The sequence below is a fragment of the Bacteroides sp. MSSM.1001136sp1_RTP21357st2_D2_RTP21359_211015 genome, from assembly GCF_040913205.1.
Classification (GTDB): Bacteria; Bacteroidota; Bacteroidia; order Bacteroidales; family Bacteroidaceae; genus Bacteroides; species Bacteroides ovatus.
In genome coordinates this window covers 83,956-110,716 of the sequence record NZ_JBDFVF010000016.1, presented here as the reverse complement: position 1 = coordinate 110,716, position 26,761 = coordinate 83,956, and the positions used below count along the sequence as shown (strand labels likewise).

Annotated in this window: 17 protein-coding genes; 12 read left to right on the top strand and 5 right to left on the bottom strand. The window is 39.0% G+C overall.

What is annotated here, in order from left to right:
• The 12 genes from AB5217_RS12140 to AB5217_RS12085 all read left to right on the top strand — a co-directional run bounded on the left by AB5217_RS12140 (window position 1) and on the right by AB5217_RS12085 (window position 18,075).
• Window positions 1-1,299, top strand: coding sequence for a DUF5018 domain-containing protein (locus AB5217_RS12140; protein ID WP_032846407.1), 1,299 nt, complete (start codon window positions 1-3; stop codon window positions 1,297-1,299).
• A gap of 29 nt (window positions 1,300-1,328) precedes the next feature.
• Complete coding sequence (locus tag AB5217_RS12135) at window positions 1,329-2,573, top strand: alpha amylase family protein (RefSeq protein WP_032846405.1); 1,245 nt, start codon at window positions 1,329-1,331, stop codon at window positions 2,571-2,573.
• A gap of 36 nt (window positions 2,574-2,609) precedes the next feature.
• Window positions 2,610-3,593: a phosphodiester glycosidase family protein gene (locus tag AB5217_RS12130; protein WP_182281641.1), complete on the top strand. Its 984-nt coding sequence runs from the start codon at window positions 2,610-2,612 to the stop codon at window positions 3,591-3,593.
• Window positions 3,594-3,712: 119 nt separating this feature from the next.
• Window positions 3,713-5,011: a family 10 glycosylhydrolase gene (locus AB5217_RS12125; RefSeq protein WP_080706947.1), complete on the top strand. Its 1,299-nt coding sequence runs from the start codon at window positions 3,713-3,715 to the stop codon at window positions 5,009-5,011.
• A 33-nt stretch (window positions 5,012-5,044) separates the two neighbouring features.
• Window positions 5,045-7,018, top strand: a complete 1,974-nt coding sequence (locus AB5217_RS12120) for a glycoside hydrolase family 97 protein (protein WP_004308405.1) — start codon at window positions 5,045-5,047, stop codon at window positions 7,016-7,018.
• A 12-nt stretch (window positions 7,019-7,030) separates the two neighbouring features.
• A complete protein-coding gene (locus tag AB5217_RS12115; protein ID WP_032846401.1) occupies window positions 7,031-8,419 on the top strand; it encodes an SGNH/GDSL hydrolase family protein in 1,389 nt (462 codons plus the stop codon).
• On the top strand, window positions 8,416-9,888 hold the full coding sequence (locus tag AB5217_RS12110; RefSeq protein WP_032846400.1) for a calcineurin-like phosphoesterase C-terminal domain-containing protein: 1,473 nt from the start codon (window positions 8,416-8,418) through the stop codon (window positions 9,886-9,888). The genes AB5217_RS12115 and AB5217_RS12110 overlap by 4 nt, the downstream gene beginning before the upstream one ends.
• Before the next feature lie 25 nt (window positions 9,889-9,913).
• Entirely contained in the window at window positions 9,914-11,917 is a 2,004-nt protein-coding gene (locus tag AB5217_RS12105; protein WP_032846415.1) for a glycoside hydrolase family 97 protein, read from the top strand.
• 7 nt (window positions 11,918-11,924) lie between these two features.
• Window positions 11,925-14,108: an alpha-N-acetylglucosaminidase gene (locus AB5217_RS12100; RefSeq protein ID WP_050486455.1), complete on the top strand. Its 2,184-nt coding sequence runs from the start codon at window positions 11,925-11,927 to the stop codon at window positions 14,106-14,108.
• Window positions 14,109-14,129: 21 nt separating this feature from the next.
• Window positions 14,130-15,581, top strand: coding sequence for a calcineurin-like phosphoesterase family protein (locus tag AB5217_RS12095; protein ID WP_032846399.1), 1,452 nt, complete (start codon window positions 14,130-14,132; stop codon window positions 15,579-15,581).
• Between the two features lie 4 nt (window positions 15,582-15,585).
• Window positions 15,586-16,986, top strand: coding sequence for a DUF5009 domain-containing protein (locus AB5217_RS12090; RefSeq protein ID WP_032846398.1), 1,401 nt, complete (start codon window positions 15,586-15,588; stop codon window positions 16,984-16,986).
• Window positions 16,987-17,004: 18 nt separating this feature from the next.
• Window positions 17,005-18,075: an SGNH/GDSL hydrolase family protein gene (locus tag AB5217_RS12085; RefSeq protein ID WP_032846397.1), complete on the top strand. Its 1,071-nt coding sequence runs from the start codon at window positions 17,005-17,007 to the stop codon at window positions 18,073-18,075.
• A gap of 699 nt (window positions 18,076-18,774) precedes the next feature.
• On the opposite strand, the gene AB5217_RS12080 is transcribed toward AB5217_RS12085, so the two are convergent.
• From AB5217_RS12080 to AB5217_RS12060, 5 genes are read right to left on the bottom strand one after another with little or no spacing between them, the layout of a single operon-like run.
• A complete protein-coding gene (locus tag AB5217_RS12080; protein WP_032846659.1) occupies window positions 18,775-20,187 on the bottom strand; it encodes a DUF5009 domain-containing protein in 1,413 nt (470 codons plus the stop codon).
• Window positions 20,184-22,838 carry an alpha amylase family protein gene (locus tag AB5217_RS12075; RefSeq protein WP_032846667.1) on the bottom strand — a complete coding sequence of 885 codons (2,655 nt, stop codon included), beginning with the start codon at window positions 22,836-22,838 and terminating at the stop codon, window positions 20,184-20,186. Before AB5217_RS12075 ends, AB5217_RS12080 begins: the two co-directional genes overlap by 4 nt.
• A gap of 7 nt (window positions 22,839-22,845) precedes the next feature.
• Window positions 22,846-24,279 (bottom strand): calcineurin-like phosphoesterase C-terminal domain-containing protein, encoded by a 1,434-nt coding sequence (locus AB5217_RS12070; RefSeq protein ID WP_004308395.1) that lies wholly within the window; start codon window positions 24,277-24,279, stop codon window positions 22,846-22,848.
• Between the two features lie 22 nt (window positions 24,280-24,301).
• Window positions 24,302-25,705 carry an alpha amylase family protein gene (locus tag AB5217_RS12065; RefSeq protein WP_032846661.1) on the bottom strand — a complete coding sequence of 468 codons (1,404 nt, stop codon included), beginning with the start codon at window positions 25,703-25,705 and terminating at the stop codon, window positions 24,302-24,304.
• A 53-nt stretch (window positions 25,706-25,758) separates the two neighbouring features.
• Entirely contained in the window at window positions 25,759-26,757 is a 999-nt protein-coding gene (locus AB5217_RS12060) for a phosphodiester glycosidase family protein (RefSeq protein WP_032846663.1), read from the bottom strand.
• Window positions 26,758-26,761 lie beyond the last annotated feature (4 nt).

Genomic DNA, 26,761 nt, shown 5'->3' with positions numbered 1-26,761 from the left:
ATGAAAATAAAATATCATAATTGGCTTCAAGTTGCTGTCATGGCAACAATGGTTGCATTTTCCGCATGCTCGGATGATCCAACATTATACTCTGATACCGATATAACCGGATTCAAAGTTAGATTGGGCGAGGGTAATTATAAACAGGGTACCATTAAGGATGGTAACATCATTGAATTTAAGATTACTCCGGACTTGGATTTGAGCAAACTCAATGGAGTTACTTGTTCTTTCTTTATCTCTCCATATGCAACAGTTACACCTACCCCCGATGTACCTCAAGATTTTTCAAAAGATGTACATTACACAGTGAAGGCGCAAGATGGCACAACCACTGACTGGACCGTAAAATGGACTTATGGCGGAAAAGTAAATGATGGAGAAGGTTTTGAATATTTTTTCAAAAAATGGGAAATTAGTCTACCTACTCCATCCAATAAAGACAAAGATGGTTTCGGTGCAGTGTTTGGTAATTATATAATAGACACCCAATTTAATTTCTATGATAAATATACAGGGCAGAAAGTAGATAAGACTTTAAATGTGACAGGAATAGACGCTTCTTTGTGCCAGTTAGTCAATGATGACGCTGGTAATTTGATCGGTGTAGTAAAAAACGTAGGATTATACAGATGGACTACTGTTGAGGGAGCTCCACAAAAGGTTGCTAATGTAACTCCCGGAGCAAATAAAGTTTCTGCAATCGGTGATATTGACAAAGTGGGATATGTTTATGATTCTAAACCTGATGGTGTAGGTACACATGCAGTTTACAAATTTGAGAATGGTACATATACAGGCACTTCAACCTTGGTTACCGGTCGTCCCAGTAATGATAGTAACTGGCGACAGATTGTGGCTGTACTCGGAGTGTCAGATAACCCGCCATTTTATGTTATAGACGCAGTGAATGCCGGAGGTGTAATGGGACCGGAAATCGGTTATAAAGCAAATACGGCAGGGGCATTTAACAGCATCACAGGTCCATATATAGACATGTGGAATAAGAAAGGATACGCTGGCTGGGGAAATCATGTACTTATTTCCGGTAGAGGTATTCCATTCAATGGCAGATGGTACGGAGCAACCATAACTTGCGGTTGGGGCTGGGTTGGACTACACCTGCTAGACCCGTCTAGTAATCATTCATTACCTATCACAGAAACACTCGAGCCATGGACTACCAACTCTTGTATCTGGACTACTTGTTCACCAAGTGATGACGGAGAATCATTATATCTCTATTACGGTTATGGTGTAGGTATTCGTTGTTATGAACTTACAAAATACGAGAAATAGGCATACTCCTAATTATATAGAATTGAAATATGTTGAATAAAAGCATTATATCGTTTTTTCTATTGTTATTTGCTACCTGTTCCTTTGCCGGGAACAGGGGCAAAAAACAACCTAAATACCTTTGGTTTGATGCAGAAGCTAATTTTGAACGCTTTGCCTCTAAAGATTCTATTTCTTACTATTTGGAAAAAGCCAAGTCAGTAGGATTCAATCAAGTAGTAGTAGACGTCAAACCTATATACGGGGAAGTACTGTATAAAAGTAAAATTCTACCTCCACTTACAACAGTAAATGGCAAAGTAATTCATCGTGATTGGGATTACCTGCAGTATTTTATCAATGAAGCTCGTCGGTTAGGATTAAAAGTCACTGTTTCTACTGCAATGTTTCCGTCCGGACATCCCGCTACCAACGAAGGTTTGGTCTATGAGGAGTCACGTTGGGATGGGAAAACATGCTTGGAATATACACCTGACGGAAAGATGCTTGACATCAGAGAGGACAAGAAAAAAGTAGGAGCTTTTTTAAATCCGGTTCGTAAAGATGTCCGCAAATTTGCTTTAAGTATTGTTCGTGAAATAGTGAAAAACTATGATGTTGATGCTTATGCATTAGATTATTGCCGATATCCGGGAGATGATAGTGACTTCTCTGCTGATAGTCATAAAGCTTTTGAACACTACTTAGGAAAAAAAGTCCGGAACTTTCCAGATAATATTTTTACATGGAATGCCGATGGAACGAAAAATCCTGGTGTTTATTATAAAGAATGGTGGGCATTCCGGGCTAATGTTATCACAAGTTTTGTGAAAGAAGTGCGTAAAGAGATTCATTCTATCAATAATAAAGTAGAACTGGAGTATTGGGCTGCTTCCTGGATTCATGGTATTTATGGACAAGGCCAGAATTGGGCCAGTCCAGAATCTGATTTCTCATTAAATTATCCGTGGGGATCGAAAGCCTACAATGAATCAGGATTTGCACCTTATCTGGATACTTTCTTATGTGGAACGTATTTAGAACGTATCTATGGCATGGATGATCCGGAATCGATAGAGTATGGTATTGCCCGTGCACGGAGATTAGTTGGTAATGATTGCAAAGTATTCGGAACGATATATGCTTTAAATCATAAAACCAATATAGCCGATGCAGTAAGTCTTTGTCTTGAAAAATCGGAAGGCTTGATGATATTCGACATAGTACAGGTTATTGAAATGAATCTGTGGGATGATATCCAAAAAGGTATTGAACGTGCGGAAGCACAGAGATGATAAGAAATAAATATTTACGATTAAATCGATATGATAATGAAAAATATATCAAAATATTGGCTTCTTTTCATGATTGCTGCCATGTCTGCAACAAGTTGTTCAGATGATGATAATGAAAAGGTGGTAATGCCGGATCCTGATCCGACAACATTAGGCTGGGTTAAACAGACAACAGAGTTTGGCACGTTACCTGAATACATAAGTGTATACAAATCTCCGTCAGAACTGGAAGGCATGAAAGCCATAGCTTTTATTGCTGTTGCGGATATGTCAAAAGCAAATTTTGCAACTATCGGAGACCAGATATATTCTAAGACTCCCAATCAAATCTGGCAAGCAGAACAACAAAAATATCCGATAATTATGAATGGTGGATATTTTGTAATGGGAGCCGGAAAGTCTGTCAGTCTGCTATGCCGTGAAGGAGAGGTCTTAGCTGTGAACTCGCAGGAGGAAATACGTTCTCAAAAGAGTTATTATCCTACACGAGGTATCTTTCAGCTGTCGAAGAATGGTTATTTCTCCACAGATTGGGCTTATACAACAACTGATGGTGTGACATATACCTATGAACAACCTTCTCCCAATAAGTCCGGTTATGAGCCTCAACCTGCACCTTCGGCTTATTTTCCGACGAGAGGCGTGAAATTAAATGCAGAAACGGCGATTGGAGGTGGACCGATCCTGTTGAAAGACGGAAGTGTGAGAAATACTTTTATTGAAGAACTTTTTGATGAAGAAAGTGGAGTTGCTCCCGAAAATTATCATCCAAGAACCGCTATCGGAGTAACAGCCAATAATAAGGTGATATTTTTCGTTTGTGAAGGCCGCAGTGTAACGGAAGGTGTAAAAGGTATGAATATGGCTATGATGGCTAATATCCTGAAGAGTTTAGGTTGTGTAGATGCTATGAATCTTGATGGTGGTGGTTCAACTTGTATGTTGGTCAACGGTCAACCGGTGATAAAGCCAAGTGCTGGTGCCCAACGTGCTATAACTACGGCAGTAGCTTTAAAATAACGGTCGAAAGATCTTTAGGATAACAAGTTTGTTTTATTTAGCTTTCTTATTATTCTCGATTTCAGGCTGTATTTTTTTCTAAATATCAGCCTGAAGTCGAGAAATAAAAACAATAAAGTATGAAATACATTCCAAGCATTTTATTATTCTTTTTTCTTCTATCATTTAGTAGTTGTTCTACAAAGACTGTAGAATCCGAGCTTCCCGAGCCAAATCCTCCCACTCCTGTCATTCCGGAAGAACCCACTCCTGAAAAAGAAAAAATGCTATGGTTTGATGCAGAAGCAAATTTTGAACGTTTCTCAAAAAAAGAGAATATCACATATTATCTTGATCTCGCCAAATCAACAGGTTTTAATAAAATTGTAGTAGATGTGCGTCCTGTACAAGGCGATGCCCTGTTTAAAAGTTCTTATTTAACCCCATTGACCGATCTTGCCGGTACACATATCGAAAGAGATTGGGATTATCTTCAATTTTTTATTGATGAGGCTCATAAACGTGAACTTAAAGTAACGGTCTCTGCTACTATATTTACGGCAGGCTTACCTTCTTCTAAAAATGGAATGGCGTACCGTGATGATACATGGGATGGAAAAACTTGTTTGGAATATACCAAAGATCAGGGTTTGATAGATATTAAGGACGATAAAACAAAAGTCTCCGCCTTTTTAAACCCAGTTTTACCGGAAGTACAAGACTTTTGTCTGAATTTTATAAAAGAGTTAGTTACAAATTACAATTTTGATGGCTTTGCCTTAGACTATTGCCGTTATCCGGGAGATGAAAGTGATTTTTCGGAGGCAACAAAAATAGCTTTCGAACAATACATCGGAAAGCAATTAGATCGGTTCCCGGATGATATTTTCATTTGGAATACAGATGGCACTAAACGGACAGGGACTTATTATAAGAAATGGTGGGAGTTCCGCTCTATGGTCATACGTAATTTTGTAGAACGGGTGCGTACAGAAATTAAAAACATTAAACCGGATATTCAATTAGAATATTGGGCTGCCTCATGGATTCATGCTATTTATGGGCAAGGACAAAATTGGGCATCCACCGAATACGATTTTTCCAAAGAATACAGTTGGGCTTCACCTGAATATAAAAATACAGGTTTTGCCGGATTGTTAGACACCTTTCTATGTGGAACTTATTTAACCAAAATATTTGGATTGAACGATCCCGAATCCATAGAATATGGAATAGCGCGTGCACAACGCATTGTTCATGGAGCATGTAAAGTCTATGGCACTTTGTATGCTTTAAATCATAAGGACAATATAGCAGATGCTGTTTATGTCTGTCTTTCCCAATCCGAAGGATTAATGGTGTTTGACATTGTGCAAGTAATAGAATTCAATCAATGGACACCCATTAAAGAAGGAATTCAACGAGCAGAGAGTCTTTAAATAGAGAATATTCAATAAAATATAATATATAAAATGAAACGAGTACTTATATTATTACACATTATTTTATGCACATGCATAGTAACTCAAGCCAAAAACTACACTGTAAGTTCACCGGATGGAAAAATCAAGGTGACGGTAACAGCCGGAAAACAATTGAGTTGGAGTATTAATTACAATGGTGAACGTATACTAAATCCCAGTCTGATGCAGATGGATATTGAAGGGCAGACTGAACAACCGGGAGTAAATCCGAAAGTAATAAAAGCTAAAACACTTAAAGTAAATTCGGAGCAAACAGCTGTCATTCCACTTAAACAAAGAATTATCAAAGATCAATATAACCAGTTAACTCTGACTTGTAAAGGTAACTACGCAATAGTCTTCAGAGTATATAACAATGGAGCCGCTTATCGTTTTGAGACTTCATTAAAGCAACCTAAAGTTATTATTAATACCGAAACTATTGAACAGAACTGGACTGAAGGGTGTAAGCTATATTGGCCAAGAGAAAAGAATCAAGAATACCTCACACACTGCGAAGCCATTTTTGATGAATTAAACATCTCCTCGCTCACTAAGGATATGAAAGGCTATCTACCCATTTACCTCTCTACTCCTAAAGGAACGAAAGTTGTTATTATGGAATCCGATCTTTTCGATTATCCCAATCTATTTTTAACGGGTGATCGTAATAACACGCTATCCGGTGAATTTCCTCCTGTAGTTTTAAAAAGTGCCTTAAAGGAAGGTGCCGACCGTGACGAAGTATTATTGGAGAAAGCCTCTTACATTGCTGAAACTGAAGGAACAAGAACTTTCCCTTGGCGTGTGTTAATGATTAACGAAGACGACAAAGCGGTTATTGAAAATAACTTAGTGTATCAATTAGCCTCTCCATCTGTTACTCAAGACACAGACTGGATAAAACCCGGAAAGATTTCTTGGGATTGGTGGAGTACATTGAACGTATACGGGGTAGATTTTAAGGCAGGTGTGAATACGGATACCTATAAATATTTCATTGATTTCGCTTCAAAATACGGAATTGAATATATTTTATTAGATGAAGGTTGGTCAGCTGGAACCTGGAATATTAAGGAGCCAATACCCGGGTTGGATATACCGGAACTGGTACGATATGGAAAGGAAAGAAATGTAGGTCTTGTATTATGGACTTTATGGAACCCACTTGATAAAGAATTGGACGAAATTCTGGATGTTTATGAAAAATGGGGAATCAAAGGTATAAAAGTAGATTTTATGCAACGTTCGGATCAATATATGGTTAATTTCTACGAACGGGTAGGAAAAGCCGCAATGGAGCGTAAATTACTCGTTGATTTCCATGGTTCTTTCAAACCTTCCGGTTTACAGAAGAAATATCCCAATGTGATGACTTTTGAAGGTGTACTTGGATTAGAGCACGATAAGGATTCAAGAGATATTAATCCGGTACATGACTTGATTCTTCCGTTTACAAGAATGGTAGCCGGTCCGATGGATTATACTCCCGGTGCAGTAAACAATGCAACAGCGGAAGACTTTTACATCAATTTCGTACATCCGATCAGTCTAGGTACACGCGCCCATCAGGCAGCTTTATATGTAGTGTATGAAAGCCCGTTACAAATGTTAGCAGATTCTCCCTCAAATTATTATAAAGCTCCAGAATTTGCCTCTTTTATTTCCCGTATACCTACCATTTGGGAAGATACTAAAGCTATAACAGCTAAAATCGGAGAACAATTAGTTATTGCCCGTAAGAATGGTAAGAATTGGTATTTGGCAGGTTTAACAGACTGGAATGCCCGTAATATTGAAGTGAAACTGGATTTCCTTGAAGCATCCAAATATAAAATGGAAATTTTCAAAGACGGTGTGAATGCAGACGTTTACGCCTCGGATTTTAAAACAGAAGAAGTAATGGTTTCAAAAGATGAACTAATTAACATCACCATGGCTAAAGGTGGCGGTTGGGCAGCAATTCTTACTCCAGTTGAATAAAAAGGTTTAGTAATGAAGAAAATACTATTTATATTATATACCTGTTGCATTTTATCGTTTCCTGTAAGTGCGCAGCAAATTCCGTCATTTAAAGCAAATGACAGAATTGTTTTTCTTGGAAATAGTATAACGGAAGGAGGGCATTATCATTCTTATATATGGCTGTATTACATGACGCACTTCCCCAATTTACCTCTTCGTATGTATAATGGAGGAATTGGTGGTGATTGTGTGAGCCACATGGTTTATCGTTTCGATTCAGATATTAAAATCAAAAAGCCGACCTATTTGATCTGTTCTTTCGGGATGAATGATTCCGGATTCGACGGATATAATAAGCCCGGATATGATAAGTATGCGAATCAGCAGGTAGAGTATGCTCACACAGAGTTTGAAAAACTGCAACGACAGATTCTTGCTGACAAAAAAATAAAAAGCGTAGTACTTCTAGGTTCTCCTCCCTATGATGAGAATGTGAAATTGAAAGGAGTAGAAGTACTACACGGAAAGAATGAGACGATCAAACGAATTATTGAAATGCAGGCAGAAGTTGCCCAAAAGAGAGGATGGGGATTTGTCAATTTCAATACTGTGATGTGCGGGTTGAATAAGCAGATTCAGCTATCTGATTCTACAGCTACTTTCTGTGGCGGTGACCGGATTCATCCTGATAAAGACGGTCATATGGTAATGGCATACTTATTCCTGAAAGCACAGGGACTTGCAGGACAGGAAATCGCTTCTTTCCAAATCAATGCCACTAACAGGAAAGCAATGGAAGAGCGAAACTGCCGAATATCTCATATAAAGAATGAAAATGACACAATATCTTTCAGATATTTATCCCGTTCATTGCCTTTCCCTATCGACACGATTCCTCGCTGGGGAACGAAAGGTACAGCTCGGGATGCTATCAGACAAATTCCCTTTATGCAGGAAATGAATCAGGAAATAATGAAAGTAACTGATTTGCATGGCATTTTCCGGGTTACTATTGATGGAATAGAAATTGGCTGTTGGAGTGGCGACGAATTGAGTAAAGGAGTTAATCTGGCAGAAATATCATGTACGCCCCAATACCAACAGAGTCTGTCTATCATGTATCTGAATGAAGAAAGGTGCGCCATAGAAAAACGTTTACGTCAGTATATGGCTATGCAGTATGTCTTTTTTAAACATAGAGGATTACTTTTTGCAGATAATAAAGCTGCTCTTGATGCTGCCAAAGCGGAACGGGAAAGTCATTATCTGGTGAAGTATTTATATACCAATTATACTCAAGCCATGTTTCCGCAGATACGTGAAGCCTGGCAGGCTGAAATAGCCCAGTTGATAACTCAAATATATAAAATAAACAAGCCTCTTACGCGTTTGATTAAAATAGAAAGGATTAAAGAATGAAATTAAGACTATTATTACTTTTATGTCTGTTCCAATGGAGTATTTCCTGCGTTAGTGTACAGGCTGCAACTACTCCCGTAGTCTATTACGGGAAAGTACTGTCCGGAGGTAAGGGAGTGGCTAATGTACCTGTGACAGATGGTACGCAGATTGTCCTTACAGATAATAAAGGACGATACTCTATGACAAGTACCTCTGATGCAGAATACATCTATATTACCCTTCCTGATGGCTATGACGTTCCGATGAAAGGTAAAGTCCCTGTATTCTTTCAAAAAGTGCCTGCTCAACCTTCAAAGAAAGTACATTTTGATTTTGAGCTGACACAATCATCTACGAATAACCAAAAGCACGTTTTGGTTGTATGGGCTGACCCACAAGTGTATTTTGACGAAGAAATGCCACAAGTACGAGAGGCCTCAAAAGATGTGAAAGAGCTGTTGGCAACTAGTTATCAGGGAATCCCTGCGTATGGAATAGTGTGTGGAGATATTATTGGTGACATCAATAAAAAGCCCAGCTATTTTGCGCCCATGATAGATGCAATAGCCGAAACGGAAATTCCCTTCTTCTATGTAATTGGAAATCATGACTTAGATTTAAATGTACGTTCCAATGAACATGCACGTACTACTTATAAATCTTATTATGGTCCCACTTACTATTCATTCAATAGAGGAAATGTGCATTATGTTGTTCTCGATGATATTTTCTTTATTGCAAAAAGCTATTTGTATGTTGGTTATCTTACCGAACAACAACTCCAGTGGTTGGAACAGGATTTGAAACAAGTCACTCCGGGATCCACAGTAGTAGTTGCTACACATATCCCTACCTATTCAAGAGAAGCACGCCGAAAGGAATGGGGAAAGGAGTCTACTATGAAAGTAATGAATAACCGCTCTCATTTGTATGAGTTGCTAAAACCTTACAATGCTCATATCATGTCAGGACATGAACACTATAATGAAAATTATGTGTTGGCAGACAATCTTTACGAACACGTGCACGCCCCCTTGTCAACATTGTTTTGGCAAGCTCCCTGGGCTTGTGATGGAACTCCGGGCGGATATGCCGTTTACGAGTTTGACGGAGGTAAAGTTAACTGGTATTACAAATGTGTAGGAAAAGATAAGGACTATCAATTTGAACTTTATCCGGTAGGTGCCAGTCGAAATAAAAAGGAAGCAGTGGTGGCAAATGTTTGGAATTACGACCCAACCTGGAAAGTGAAATGGTATGAAAACGGTATTGACAGAGGAGAAATGAGTCGTTTTTCCGGATACGACCCTGCTATTTATGAATACTGTGATAAAAACAGTTCTACATTTAAACATAAGTATTTGGGAGCAGACATTACTGAACACTTGTTTTATGCGGTTCCTGAAATGAAGGATTCCGAAATACGTGTAGAAGTTACAGATCATTGCGGTAATGTATATACCCGTAAAATGCAGCAACCTAAATAAGCAAAAACATAAAAAAGGAAAGAAAATGAATCAACTAACTGCATTAAGAAAAGTGTTTTATATTGTGGGAATCACCAGCTTCCTTTCAGCTTGTAACCAAACTGATAATCTGGTACTAAAGTCCCCGGATGGTAAGATACAACTAACAGTCACAGAGAATGATAATACAATATCATACGCAGTAAATAAAGAGAATGAAACCATGATACTCCCTTCTAAATTAGGGTTTATCCTGGAACATGGAGATAGCTTAAACCATTTTGTAATTAAAGGCACCGAACGTTCCTCCTTGGACGAAACTTGGGAACAACCTTGGGGAGAGAGCCGATATGTACGTAACCACTATAATGAATTGAAAGTACTACTTCAAGAGGTAGCAGGAAAACGTAAACTTAATGTAATATTCCGTCTCTTTAATGATGGTATCGGATATCGTTATGAGTTTCCGCAACAGGAATCCATGGATTCATTAGTTATTATGAGCGAAGCAACAGAGTTTAAAATGCCGCGTATACATAAAGCATGGTGGATTCCCGCATCCGATCCATATTATGAATGTATAGCAACATTCTCTTCCATAAATGAACTGGATACTGTACGCACTCCTCTAACAATGGAAACTGCAGAAGGAAAGTATCTTGCCATTCACGAAGCTAACCTGACAGATTATCCCAAAATGAATCTGACAGTCAAGGATTCTGCCACACTCTGCGCTTCATTAGTTCCTTGGTCTAATGGAGTAGCAGCATACATCAAAGCTCCATTTGTTACCCCTTGGAGAACAGTTGTTATTGGTGATAAACCGGGTGATCTGGTTACATCTTATTTGATGTTGAATCTCAACGAACCCTCCAAAATTAAAGATACTTCCTGGATAAAACCAGGGAAATACATCGGTATATGGTGGGAAATGCATTTAGGAAAAGGAACATGGTATTATGGTCCCAAACACAGCGCTACCACTGCTAATACAAAGAAATATATAGACTTTGCATCAGAAAATTGTATCTCCGGTGTGTTAGTAGAAGGATGGAATGTCGGCTGGGAAGGAAACTGGATGAAACACGGGGATTCTTTAGACTTCACCAAACCTTATCCGGATTTTGATATTAAGGCAATCACTGATTATGCACGTGAGAAAGGCGTAGAATTGATTGGACATCATGAAACAGCAGCTGCAACCCGCAACTACGAGAACCAATTAGACAAGGCCTTTGCTTTCTATCAACAATATGGAGTGCATGTCGTGAAAACCGGATATGTGAATCGCCTAATGGATTTTAAAGAAGCTCATGACGGGCAGTATGGTGTACGTCACTATCGGAAAGTGATAGAAACTGCTGCCAAATATCAAATAGCTATTGACAACCACGAGCCTGTTATGCCTACCGGTATTGAGCGCACATGGCCTAATCTTATGACCCAGGAAGGCGTGCGCGGACAGGAACACAATGCATGGTCTCCCGATGGAGGAAATCCGCCGGAACATACAACTGTTATTCCTTTTACCAGAGGACTAGCCGGCCCCATGGACTTCACATTCGGAACTTTCAACTTTACTAACGAAGCATATCCGGGGACTCGTGTCAATACTACACTTTGCAAGCAATTAGCGCTATTTGTCGTGATCTACAGCCCCTTACAAATGGCCTCGGATTTACCAGAAAACTACAAAGGCATCAAAGCGTTCGATTTCATTAAAGATGTACCTACCGACTGGGATAAAACTTATGTGGTAGATGCCAAAATTGGTGATTATTCCGTGTTTGCGCGGAAAGACCGTAACACCAGCGATTGGTATGTAGGCTGCATCACAGACGAAAATGCAAGAGAGCTAGATGTTCCTTTGAGCTTTTTGGATGCGGACTCAAAGTATACTGCGCAAATATATGCTGACGGTGACGATGCGGAATGGAAAACGAATCCGACTTCTTTCAAGTATGGAGAGAAAATAGTAACAGCTTCTGACACGCTTCATGTCAAACTGGCAACAAGCGGTGGATGTGCTATTCGTTTTATCAAACAATAATATGATTATGAAGAAAATACTAAGTATACTCCTTTTTCTAGTTGTTGTCTGCCAAATACGTGCGGAAGATGCTAATATCACTACCATGCGTAAAATGACACAACGGTTGTTTCCTCAACATGCTTCATCTTTTGATTTCCGTCTGTTGAATAATACTTCTGCAGACACTTTTACCATCAAAAATGAAGGGAATAAAATTATTATTTCCGGAAATAACGCTAACTCTATGGCAGTAGGTTTGAATCATTATTTGAAAAACTACTGTCTGACCACTATTTCATGGTATAAGGATGATCCGATAGAATTACCTAATACTCTCCCTTTCATATCAACAGAAGTCACTATTAAGGCAAATGTCCCAACCCGTTTCTTTCTAAACTATTGTACGTTCGGGTATTCAATGACTTGGTGGAAATGGAGTGATTGGGAACATTTTATCGACTGGATGGCTTTAAATGGAATCAATATGCCTCTTGCTATTACCGGTCAGGAAGCTATCTGGTATAAAGTCTGGAGTAAACTGGGATTGACAGATGAAGAAATACGGGGATACTTTACAGGTCCTGCACATCTTCCATGGCATCGAATGTGTAACTTGGATGGCTGGCAAAGTCCTTTACCTAAAGAGTGGTTGTCAAGTCAGGCAGCGTTGCAGGAACAGATTGTTGCCCGTGAACGTGAATTTAATATGCGACCTGTATTGCCGGCTTTTGCCGGGCATGTACCGACAGCATTGAAACGGGTTTATCCCAATATAAAAACAACCAGAGTAAGCGAATGGGGAGGTTTTGCCGATCAATATCGTTGTACTTTCCTGAATCCCATGGATTCTTTGTATGCGATCATACAAAAAGAATATCTTACCGAACAGACTCGTTTATATGGTACAAACCATATCTATGGCATCGATCCGTTCAATGAAATAGATCCTCCTTCATGGGATGCCGATTCTTTGGGAATGATGGCTAAGCATATCTATGAATCTGTAGCTGCTGTAGATCCTGAAGCGGTATGGTTGCAGATGACATGGCTGTTTTATGCTGACATCAAGCATTGGACCACTCCACGTATCAAATCCTATCTTCGTTCTGTGCCTCAAGACAGGTTGATTCTATTAGACTATTTCTGTGAATATACAGAAATCTGGAAACAGACAGACAGTTATTTCGGTCAACCTTATCTTTGGTGTTATCTGGGTAATTTTGGTGGCAATTCCTTTCTGTCAGGTCCGGTAAATTTGGTGAGCGAACGATTGGCAGATGCTTTAAAGAATGGCGGCAGTAATCTTAAAGGAGTAGGTTCCACTCTCGAAGGCATAGACCTGAATCAGTTTATGTATGAATTTGTTCTTGACAAAGCATGGAATGGAGGTCAGACAGATAAAGAATGGTTCTTTAAACTGGCAGACAGACGAATCGGCAAGATATCTCCTGAAGCGAGAAAAGCATGGGAAATACTAGCAAATAAAGTGTACGTCCAACCAGCACAAGTGGGACAAGGCACACTCACCAATGCGCGCCCCTGTTTGAAAGGAAATGGACATTGGACTACCAAACCAACGATTGAATATCAACCAAAAGATTTAGTTGAAGCATGGAGATTGCTATTATCTGTAAAAGACTGTCAACGGGATAGTTATGAGTTTGATCTGGTCAATATTGGACGACAAGTTTTAGGGAATTATTTTAATGTAGTCCGTGATGAGTTCACCCTTGCATATGAAGCGGGAGATATACCGATGATGAAAAACCGGGGGAATAAGATGAGAGAGATTCTTGCTGACCTTGATAAACTCGTTAGCTGTCATCCAACTTTCTCACTGCATAAATGGATCACTGATGCTCGTGATATGGGACATGATACCGCTTCTAAAAACTATTATGAAATGAATGCCCGTTCTCTGATTACCATTTGGGGAGATAGCTATCACCTGACCGACTATGCTAATCGATCATGGGCAGGTCTAACCAATCAATATTATTCTGTTCGGTGGGATCGTTTTATAAATAAAGTAATCGAGGCTGCTGAAAAGAAGAAAAATTTTGATGAAGAAGAATTCTTTAATCAATCACGGATTTATGAAAACGAATGGGTAAATCCTAGTAACAGAATCAGCTACAACGAAGGCGGTGACGGAATAAAACTAGCCCGCCAAATCTATAAAAAATACGCAAAAGAAATCATTCGATAAAATTATAAAGTATACCTCAATATGAGAACGAATAAACTACACTTGTTTTTATTTCTTTTAATGTGTTTCTGCCTGAACCTTTCAGTTCAGGCGGAAGCCTCTATCAACATTATCAAAGGTAAAGTCACCTGCGAAGGTAAAGGAATGGGGGGAGTAATGGTTACCGACGGCCATATATGTGTGCAGACCGACGCTTCAGGGAAATATAGTATCCCCACTTTGGGAGACAGTCGTTTTGTATATATTTGTACTCCTTCAGGCTATCTGACAGACCGGAAAGGAACTATCCCTTCTTTCTATCTACCTATTGATTATTCTAAAAAGCAAAACTATAATTTTAATCTGAAGAAGAATCCCAAAGATGATGTTTCCCATGTTTTTGTAGCTCAATCTGATATACAGGTTACTTCCAGAGACGAACTGGCTATTTATCAACATGTAGTCGACGATTGCAAACAACTTCTCTCTTCTTATGCAACAACAGAAGTTTTTGGAATTGATTGTGGAGACATTGTAGGCGATCATCAAGAATTATATCCCGATTATTTGAAAAGAGCCGATCAACTGGATATACCTATCTATCGTGTAGTTGGCAATCATGATATGAATTATGACGGTCGCACGCATGAAACTTCCTACAAGACTTTTGAAGATACTTTTGGCCCTTCTTACTATTCTTTTAATAAGGGAAACGCCCATTATATTGTAGTAGACAATAATTTCTTTATCGGACGTGATTATTTCTATATGGGTTATCTGGATGAGAAAACATTTGCATGGCTTGATAAGGATTTATCATACGTACCGAAAGGGTCACTCGTATTCTTTATTATGCATATCCCTTCCCGCCAAACAGAAAAACAAGAAGCTTTTTTGTATAACTATGATATGATTGGTAATCAGATGGTCAATGCAGGTGCACTGCATCAGATGTTGAAACCCTACAAAGCACATCTTATCACAGGACATACTCATTACAATCTTAATATCGTATTCGATGACAATCTGATGGAACATAATACGGCTGCAGTTTGTGGTACGTGGTGGAAAGCGGATATTTGTCTGGATGGTACTCCACGTGGTTATGGCGTATATGAAGTAAATGACAACGATGTAAAATGGTATTACAAAAGTTCCGGATATCCAAAAGAACATCAATTTCGTTCTTATCCTGTAGGAGCTTCTAAGGAGCATCCGTCAGATATTATTGCTAATGTATGGAACTGGGATAAACTGTGGAAAGTGGAATGGCTGGAAGACGGTCAGTTGATGGGAAACATGACACGATATACAGGTTTAGATCCGTTCGCATCAGTAGTATGTTCGGACCGGGAAAAGATGGTATATACATGGATTACCCCAAGACCTACCCAACATATGTTTCGGGCAACTCCTAAAAATAAAGATGCTCATGTAACGGTTAAAGTAACCGACCGTTTTGGCAAAGAATATATTCAAACAATCAATCCATAGATATATGAATAAACGCGCTTATGCTTTAGATGCCCTACGAGGTTATGCTATCATCACGATGGTGCTTTCGGCAACTGTTGCATGGAATTCTCTACCCGGATGGATGTATCACGCACAAACTCCTCCTCCGGACAGAGCTTTCGACGCCAGTTTATCGGGAATCACCTGGGTGGATCTTGTTTTTCCATTCTTTCTGTTTGCAATGGGTGCTGCTTTCCCTTTTTCGATCAAAAAAAGATTTGAGAAAGGGGATACTAAGTTACGATTGGTATATGAAGCTATCAAGCGAGGTGTGCAATTGACTTTCTTTGCTATTTTTATTCAACATTTTTATCCGCATGTTCTGAGTAATCCACAAGACGTGCGTGCCTGGTTATTGTCCATTCTTTGTTTTATTATACTATTTCCTATGTTCATTCGCATCCCTCTGAAAATGCCAGATTGGATGCGTACAGTTATCAAGGTAACGGCCTATGTAATAGCCATTGTCTTGTTACTGACAACTCAATATGCAAATGAAAGAACTTTTGATGTATCATTCAGCAATATTATCATATTATTGTTGGCAAATATGGCTGTTTTCGGTTCGGTCATATATATTTTCACCATGCAAAATCTCCGGGCACGAATAGGTATATTGCTGATATTGATGGCCTTGCTATTAAGCGGACAAGTCGAAAACTCCTGGACACAAGCAGTATACACCTACACGCCTCTGCCTTGGGTTTTCCATTTTGAATATTTACAATATCTCTTTATTGTGATTCCGGGAAGCATTGCGGGAGAATATTTGATGGGCTGGCTGAAGCAACACAATGATTCGTGTGTTGAATCTACCGATAAATGGAAAGCTATAATAATGATTCTTTTGACATTAGCTATAATTATTGTAAATTTGGCGGGACTTTATACGCATTGTATAGTCTTGAACCTGATAATAAATATTCCGTTATTGATAAGTGGAGTCTTTTTATTGAGAAAGGGCACAGGATTTATAAAGCTTTGGAGAGAACTTTTTACAGCCGGAGCTTTCTTAGTTGTTTTGGGATTATGCTTTGAACCTTTTCAGGGAGGTATAAAAAAAGATCCCGCCACTTTGAGTTATTTATTTCTCACTTCAGGTCTGGCATTTATGGCTTTGTTGCTTTTAAATGTGATATGTGATTATTTTCGTTGTGTAAAGAGTACCCGTTTTCTTGTAATGCCCGGACAAAATCCCATGATGGCCTATGTAGTAGGAGATCTATTGATTATGCCTGTAATCAATTTATTAGGAATTGCATCATTGCTTGCTTATTTCAATGAGAATGCATGGATGGGATTTTTACGAGGGGTAGTATTAACGGCATTATCAGTATTGGTAACGATGTTCTTTACCCGAATAAAATACTTTTGGAGAACTTGAAACAATAATATTCAAAATATGAAAAGAAGAATTTGTTTTTTTATAATGCTTCTTTTGATGTGTCATATATATGCCCAACTAGTATATCATGATGCATCAAAGTTCCCTCTATTAGGAAAAGCCACCGAAGCCACCGGAACACGATATGAAAGACTTCCGGATTCATTGAAAAATATCTCCCGTGCTCCATTATGGAATTTAAGTCGTAATTCTGCCGGAATGGCAATACGTTTCCGTAGCAATTCTACCACGATAGCCGCAAAATGGGAAACACTCATCAATTTTCACATGAATCACATGACTGACACTGGTGCAAAAGGTCTAGACCTTTATTGTCTTCAGAAGAATGGGGAGTGGCGTTTTGTAAACAGTGCCCGTCCGAATGGAAAAACAAATCAAGCAACAATCATTGCTAACATGCAACCGGAAGAGAGAGAATATATGCTTTATCTTCCTCTCTATGACGGTTTGGTTTCCCTATCTATAGGGATTGATTCGTTAGCTACTATCGATCAGCCTTTAATTGATTATCCGATTCGCCAGAAGCCGGTTGTATTTTATGGAACCAGTATTCTTCAAGGAGGTTGTGCTTCACGTCCCGGAATGGCACATACAAACATTATATCAAGAAGATTAAATCGTGAATGTATCAATTTGGGATTCAGTGGAAATGCATTTTTAGATTTAGAAGTTGCCAAAGTGATAGCCGAGGTAGATGCCAGTGTTTTTGTTTTGGACTTTGTGCCTAATGCTTCTGTAGAACAGATGAAAGAACGCATGGAGACATTCTATCGTATCATTCGTAGTAAACATCCGGATACGCCAGTTATTTTTATAGAAGATCCTATTTTCACTCATACACTTTATGATGAGAGAATAGCTAAAGAAGTGCAAAGAAAGAATGACACATTAAAAGAGATATTCAATCGGCTAAAAAAGAAAAATGAGAAGAATATCATTTTAATCTCTTCAAAGAATATGCTGGGAGAAGATGGAGAAGCCACAATTGATGGTATTCATTTCACAGATTTAGGCATGATGAGATATGCAGATTTAGTTTGTCCAATCATTAAGAAAGCAATCAAATAAAATAGTGACGCTATCGGCTCGGTATAGCGTCACTATATGAAGCTTATAGCAACGCTATCCTATTGACATAGCGTCACTATTTTTAATACTCCTAATAGATGGCTTTTTATATGTTATATCGGTAAAAACAAATCTCCAAATATCAAAATGGTAAAATATCATTTTGGTATTTGAATGATGTTATAATTGAATTTATTCAGCTTGTTAACTGGACATAGAAAAGAATCGCGTAGATTAAGCATTAGTATTATTCAGAAATTAAAGAAATCCTTCCTTTATAGAGCACAATCATTTCTATTTAATATCATGCATTACATAGTGAATATATTTATCAATCTTTTCGTGCTTTTTGTTTAATAAAACAAATTCATCAAAGCACTTCTAATAAATCAATAAATCATGTTTTTACGAGCAGAATATGCTTCCTTTTAAATGTACGTGACGTTTCTTTAAAACCAACCGTGTGTTTCTTTAAAACTAACCGTACGTTTCATTACAATCAAGCGTGTGTTTTTCTATAATAATACGGTAATTTATATGCAAATGACCGTTCTTTTATTCGTAATTATGTATATAAATACCGTATTTTATTGTTTTCTCTTTCTACTTTCTCTCATTTACAAAAAGTGAGAAATAATAAAATCAAAGAAAAAACGACAGTTTGTCGATCAATTTGATATAAACTACTCATATTGATATTTATGTTCTCCAAAACCACTTGATTTTTGTGAAGAACATAGTTACTAAAACAGCTAAAGAAGTAAGGATTGCTCCCTGAAGAAATCCCAACCAGGCATTTTGTTGAAAATAAGATAATAATGAAGCAATTCCAAGTATATTAGCCAATGGCATAATCAACAAATCGCCGACCACATAAGCTATCATCGGATTCTGACCGGACATCACCAAAAAACGAGTACTTTTCACACACCGGAAATAATCACAAACGATACTTAGAAATAAAAGAGCTAGAAAAGCCAATCCGGAAGTGACAAAGAAATAACTAAAAGTAGTTGGATCTTTTTTAATACCATCCTGGAAAGGCTCAAAGCACAAACCCAGAAGAAGTAAATATGCCCCTGCGTTAAACAACTTTCTCCATAATAAAGCTATTCCATCCACTTTACGTGGAAATATACACTTACCAGCTAATAACAATAAAACAGTAAATACAAGGTTGACAACCAAATAACGAGTGTATAGACCGTAAAGATTGCTAATGATGATAACAACGGATAATATCATCAACATAATACTCATTTTACGATAAGGAGATGTAGCATAATCATCCGTCTCTTTTTGATATGCTTTCATCCACTCCGCTAAATACTCCCCGGCTATACTGCCGGGAATAACGATAAATAAGTATTTCAAATAATCAAACCGATACATCCACGGCAGAGGAGTATAATTAAATACACTCTGTGTCCACGAACCGTCAACCGTACTCCCTACTATCATAGCCATCAGCAATATCAGAATTCCTAAACGCATCCAACGATTATGCATTGTGAAAATGTAAAGGATAGAACCGAAAATAGCCATATTAGCCAACAGCAAAATGATAATGTTGCTGGAGAATAAGCTGAATGTTTTCCCATCCGCATAAGAAGTGGTAGCCAACATAATGGCAGCGACAATGTAAGCTCCCACTTTTATTGAAATATGTACCCAATCCGGCATTTTCAAAGGAATGCGCATGAACATGGGAAATAGAACAGCAAAACAGAGTATAGCCAGCAGCCATGCTCTGATATCCTGCGGAGAACTTAACATATACGGATAAAAATGCTGGATGAAAATAGCAAAGAAAGTCAACTGAATCCCCCGTTTGACAGCTTCATAGACAAGTTTTAATTTTGAATCACCTTTTTCAGCACGCTTCCTTATGGAAAAAGGAAACGCGGCTCCCATAGCGAACAGGAAAAAAGGAAACACAAGATCTACCCAAGTAATACCGGGCAACAGAGGATTAAACACATGATCTGGCGGAGGCGTTTGAGCATGACTCATCCAACCGGGAAGAACATGCGTTACGATGGTAGCCGAAAGCACCATCGTAATAATTGCATATCCCCGTAAGGCATCTAAAGCTAAAGCTCTGTTGTTCATAAAGCTCCCCCCTCGCGCATTCCTTTTTCTACTTCTTTCCAAAGATTCTTTTGGATGATGTGTACTATATCGAATACCATTAGTCCATCCGATCGACGAAGGTTCATCTCTATTGTTTCGGATAATTTCCCCGGATTATCATAGAACTGATCCACCAAGATGCCGCCCATAAACTTGTTGTCTTTAAGAATCTGACGCAAGTGCTGACAGGAACCTTCTACACAGTACCATGTACCGGCTTGAGCCTGCGAATCTGTCTCGTTCCAGATGTTGCGGTTCGTTTTCTTGTATTCCTCTATCGTTATGTCTGTATAGTAATTTCCGGTTGCATACAAATCGATCAGTTCCGCGTATCCATAATTTTTATATTCGGGAGTGGCCCAACTGAAGTCTTTAGCCGGATCATACTTTTTGCTGGCGAAATTAACTCCCACTTCATAGTAAGACGGATACCAAGCTCCGGTATATGTGCCGAAAGAAACTTTTGGATTGGCGGCTTTCACTTCCTTACGTGCCAATGCCATAAAATCAGTAATGTTTTTCGTTCTCCATTCCATCCATTTCTGGAAATACTTTCCCGGTTGTGTGATAAACTTCCCATCCGTATTCTTCTTCCAAACAAAAATATCTTCGGGGAACTTCGCCACTTTCTTACCTATATACGCTTCAAACTTTTCGCGTGAAAGCGGTGAGAAGTCGGCTGTTATACCATCATAGCGTACGCGGTCGAGCATCAAACCATCCAAATCAGGGTATTTGGTCACTACTTCTTTCAGTACATTTAGAATATGCGCACGATACTCCTCATTCAGAGGATTAATCATAGCACCATATTTTTGTTTTTCTTCCGTAATCGGAATAATGCCTTTATCGGGAGTATATACCATGGATGCCCAGTCCGGATGTCCACTATATACCATTCCACGATCGAAATAATTGTGTCCGGCACAGAATACATTTAATGAAGCATGAATCTCAAGACCCAATTCGTGCCCTTTTTTAATGAAGTATTGCAAATAATCAAAATTCCCGGCCTTTGCGCCTTTCCACTCTTTCATTTGTGGAGCAAACTGACTTTGATAAAGTACTTCTCCCGTAATGGGCCGTATATCCACTATTGCATGAGTGAAACCTACTGATTTGATTTTCTCCAAATAATAGTCAATCGAGTCTTTATGGCTGAAACGTTCGAAGTTAGCTTCGGCATCGAACCACATTAACGCAGGTTTCTTTTTGATTACAATCCGGAAAGGAGAAGCAGGAATAGCCGCATTATTGCATAATTCTCCCAACATATAATTCCGGAAACAATAACGTACCTCTATGGGGGCATTGATCGAATCATTCCAGACCTCTACAGTAGAAGAACCATTGATAATTTCCGCTTTGGCCGGTCGGAATATACCATCCGTCCCCACTATTTCAAATCCTTTCACGTTTTGATTTTCCGGGATCAATCCTTCTTCACCATGTTCAAAGTCTATTTCTACTACATTCCCTTTTACTCGGTGGGATTTGTATATAGGACCGGAATATTGAATACCTTTACGATGATACGTTTTTGCCAATGCCCAATAAGCCAGTCGTTCACCGACCTTTATCTTATAGGGCGAATGAATAAAGTTTTCACTCCCGGCATCACCTGTGGTCACCATTCCAACATTTGGAACAGCTGACATCAACTCCAACTGACACTGGCGGAACCAAGCCCAATCCAGTTTATCATTGCCTTCCGATTTCCATGGTGCAATCTGTACGTAATAAAATGGCATTTGGGGATTGTTGAAGAATGTTCTCCATTGAGAAACCATTGCAGGAAATAATCTCTTATATAATCCGGGATCGGGTGTGTTTGCTTCACCTTGATACCAAATCACTCCTTTAACAGGAAATCCTTTCCATGGATTCACCATTGCATTCCACAATAATGTAGGAGTCCCTGCCGTCCACCCGAACTCTCTCTGTATTACATCAGGCAATGCTATTTCCGGAAAGCCCGATAAAGTCTCTTTATTCATCCAAGCCTCTATTTTTGACATGCTCCAGGAACAATGTATCAGACCGACAGGAACATCCAAAGATTGCTGTAACTGATTGCCAAAGAAATAGGCAGTTGCACTGAAATCAGCAACATCTTCCGGAGAGGCTTCTTTCCATTCTCCGTCCACCCCAGCTTCCTGTGGAATGGTACTCCAGGCATTTTTTACAGTATAGAGACGCAGTGGACGTTTGGGATTAGCAGATACAATGTATGGCTGGGAACCAAACACAGGCTGTCCACGGAATCCTTTCACTGGCATTTCCATATTCGACTGTCCGGAACAGAACCAGACTTCTCCTATTAAAATATTCTGCAATGTGAGGTCCTCTCCATCCGAGAACGTAATACTATACGGACCTCCAGCTACCGGTGTTTGGAGAGAAAGTTTCCATTCACCTTTTGCATCAACATTCGTTTGGATTTTTTTATTATTCCATGAAGCGGTAGCCTGCACACGTTTTCCCGAAGTCGCTGTTCCGGAAAAAGTAACTTCCGATTGTTGCTGTAACACCATATTATCCCCCCAAATGGAAGTAAGGGTTACTTTCGCTTCTGTTTTCAGGAGAAAGGAGAAGCATATCAATAATATAAAATATTTGGCTTTCAACATATGATTCTTATTTGTTTTCGACAGCTTCAGTATACACATTGCCGAAGCGATCTGTTACTTTCACTTCTATTTTAGCATTTTTATTACGGGGAGTAGCATGAAATAGATGTTCGGTAAGAACTGGGGAAATCCATTCATATTTCACCTTTTCTTTGTCAGAACAGATTGCTTTGGCTGCAGGATCATATCCTTTGTAGCGTTGCATTTCTCCCATTCGCTTTCCGTTTTCATACCATTCCACTTTCCACTGTTCATCCCAGTTCCATACGTTAGCAATAATATCGGAAGGGTACTCGTCAGATGATCCGGCCTGATATACATGTAATTGATGCTCTTTCGGGTAGCCTGCACTTTTATATAGCCATTTCACTTGGTTCCCGTCTACTTCATATACCCCATATCCCCTCGGAGTACCATCCACATTAATATCTGCACGCCACCAAGTACCGCATACGGCAGCTGTGTTATGTTCCATTAATGAGTCATTAAAACATACGTTTACATTAAAATGTGTATGTCCGGAAATGATGTGGGCATTATAACCTTCCAATAATTTATATAGTGCAGCTGTATTGACCGTTTCATCTTGATCTAGCGTGTTATATCTTAGCTTCTTCTGAAGACTGGAAGGAATATGCATCACTACAAAGACAAGTTTGTCTTTGGGCACATAAGAGAGGTCTTTCTCCAGCCATTGGAAAGTACGTTCATCAATGTAACCTATATATTGATAATCACGGTTGACATAAAAGCAATTGTCAAGCACGATATAATGAGCATTACCTTTATTTAATGAATAGTAGATAGGACCGAAATAACTTTCGAAAGTGCGATAAGAATATTCAAAAGTACGCCCTCCATACGTCATGTCGTGATTACCAATTGCCCGATAGATGGGAATCTCTAATGATGATACCGTATCTATATAGGAAGGATATAAAGAAGGAGTATCTCCTACGATATCCCCACAATCTATGCCGAATACTTCTTTTTTGCCCATATACGGACGAATATATTCTTTCATATCTTGCAGATATTTAGCATAAGCCTTTACGTCATCTTCGGAAGTAACCTGCGCATCTGCCTGCACCAAAAACAAATGATTGATCTCATTTTGCGGATTTCTTACCAATTCGAAGTCGTAAATATCTTGCTTGGCCGGATTCAGCTTCTGATAGAATAAAGGTATTGTTTGTTCTGTTTTCGGTAAATATCCGGAAGGAGTGGATAAATAAATGAAACGCACATTCCTATTAGGGGGGAGAGTATATTGGCCTTGTTGGTCAGTCAACACACAGTCTATTCCGTCGGTCACTACTACCCCCGGGACTCCTGTCCCATTACAGGTTACTTTCCCGCGAATAGGGTTAGAAGGAATCTGGGCTTGTAAATTCAAGCCCAGACCTATTAATAAAAAGAATTGTAATAAATATATTTTCATAATTAGTTGGTTAGTTCAAACCTCATTCTTCGATAGATTCCAGATATTTATCAAAGCCTGTTTTAAAAGCGTTCCAATAGTCGTATTTCTTAACGTGGCAAAGGTCGAAGGCAAAGAAGCCGTCACTATTACTGATACAAGCATCAATAGCATCCGGAATTTTTGCAGATTGTCCTCCGTCAGTCCATCCGGTACTGTTACCGATATCTGGTCCGCCTGCAAAAGGTACATCTCCTTGTAACAGTTCACGTCCATTCTTACAAAAACCTTCCATGGTCCATTCGCCACTTCCATATATATTGTTCACGGAAGCATAAGCACCCAAAAAGATATAGTCCAAATGGTCCGCATATCCATAATTCTTATAATCGGAAGTAGCCCATTTCGGATAATAAGCGGAGGTGTTGTATTTAGGACTGGCCCAGTTCACGCCTGATGTATAGTACGTTGAATACCAGGCACCAACATAAACTCCAAACTTGATATTGTTATTGACAGATTTAACTTTCTCGCGTGCCTTTACTATGAAATCATGAATAACTTTCGCTCTGAATTCCAACCACTTCTTAAAATAAACAGGCTGGTCAGAAGGTATTTCATCCGTACCGGGTGCCATAATATCTGCCGGGAAGTTTGCTATAGTTTCACCGATGTATTCTTCGAACTTCTGTTTGGAAATATCTGAAAAATCGCTTTCTAAGCCATAGTCATCATAACGACAACGATCCAATATGATGCCATCCAAATCATATTTAGCCAAGTCGGCCAACAACTGTAAAACAAAGTTTTGTACATCATCATTAGCGGGATTGAAGAATTTCGCTCCATAATCGGTTTCATCATCCAACAAATCCATTGTATTCGTTAGCCCATCAGTCAGATTAGCTACACTTGCCCATCCTTTTTTTGATTCATCACGGAACAAGACTCCATCATGTCCCAAATTATACGGACATAAATAGCCTCCTACAAATGTATTGATAGAAGCATTCACTTTTAATCCTTGTATACGAGCCTCATCAATAAATGCCTGTAAGTAATCCCAAGTTTCCGTCCTTTCATAATAACTATATCCGGAATTACCCCATACATCCATACGTTTCACCTGATCTACAACATTAGTATTGAATAATACATCTCCTGTAGTGGGACGTACATCGACAATAATATCAGTGAATCCTGCCGCTTTTATCTTTTCCATATCTTTGGCTATGTTTTCCTTACTATTGGCATAGTCAGGAAAATTAGCAGCCGCATCAATCCAAATATATCGTGGCTTAGCTTCTGCAACATCCGGCTCGTCCGGCTTTTCTGTCGAATTATCGTTCCACGGCCATCCGGGAATTCCATCAGAATCATCACTACAGGAGGTTATTGTAACTGCTCCCAAGAAAGTCAGTATTAGTATTTTTAGAAATTTTCTCATATCATACTTGTTTTATTAGGTATATACTGCCTGATATATCCGCAGTACATTTTTTATTTAAGAGTGACTACTGATGCTACGGATCTTTCGTCTCCGCTGGAGTCACTTGTCTTGATAGTCTCTTGCCCATTGACTAACATGCAACTGGAACCACCGCCATCCAAATTGATAGCATCCGTACATCCCAGTGTTTTCATGATATTAGCTACATTTTCGGTGGTCATACCGGCAACTCCCGTTGTCATTCCATCTCCTTCACACACAAAAAGAATCATTTTCTTATCATTGGTGATACCAATAGCCGAACGAGGTCTGTTCACCGTGGCGCCAATATCTGATAAAACTTCTTCTTCGTATGTATTCTTTATGTTTCCATCCAACAGAAGTACGGGGCCACCGCCTATTCCTGTTTTAGCATTTAAGACAGTTCCTGTAGACGGAAAATTTTCATTAGGAGTTGTTTCTGATTTTACCGGTGAGGGCTCCGAATACCAATAAGTAACATTGGATAGTGTTGTGTAAGTCCACATTGATTTGAATGAGCCATCATTCATTTCACAGAATGCAGCTAATACAGGATACCAGAATGGACCGTTAGTCCAATCTTCTGCTGTTACATCATTGTTCTTACACACCATTTCACCGTTACGCCATATTAGGCTTAATGACCCCTCATAGAAGAAACCTCCATTGATTACAATTGTGGAGTTGTTCTCTTCATAAAATTCTTTTGGCTTTTTCAATCCAGTCTTTTCTCCTAATACACCAAATGCTGCCTTACTCATATCACCTACCGCAATATAAGCTATCGCTTTTTTGCCTTCCAGTGTTTCTGGTGATTTATATACGTTGATATGTTCAGGCAAGGTTCCATAAGTGCTTTTCACATTGGCCCAGCCTAAATTTACAATATCAGGATTGGCTTCAACAGGTTCAGTTGGAGTCTCCGGCTCCGCCCATGGCCAATCCGGGATATCAGTGTTATCATCACCACATGCTATGAAAAAAGGCAGTAATGATAATAACCATAACATTTTTTTCTTTGTTGACATATAG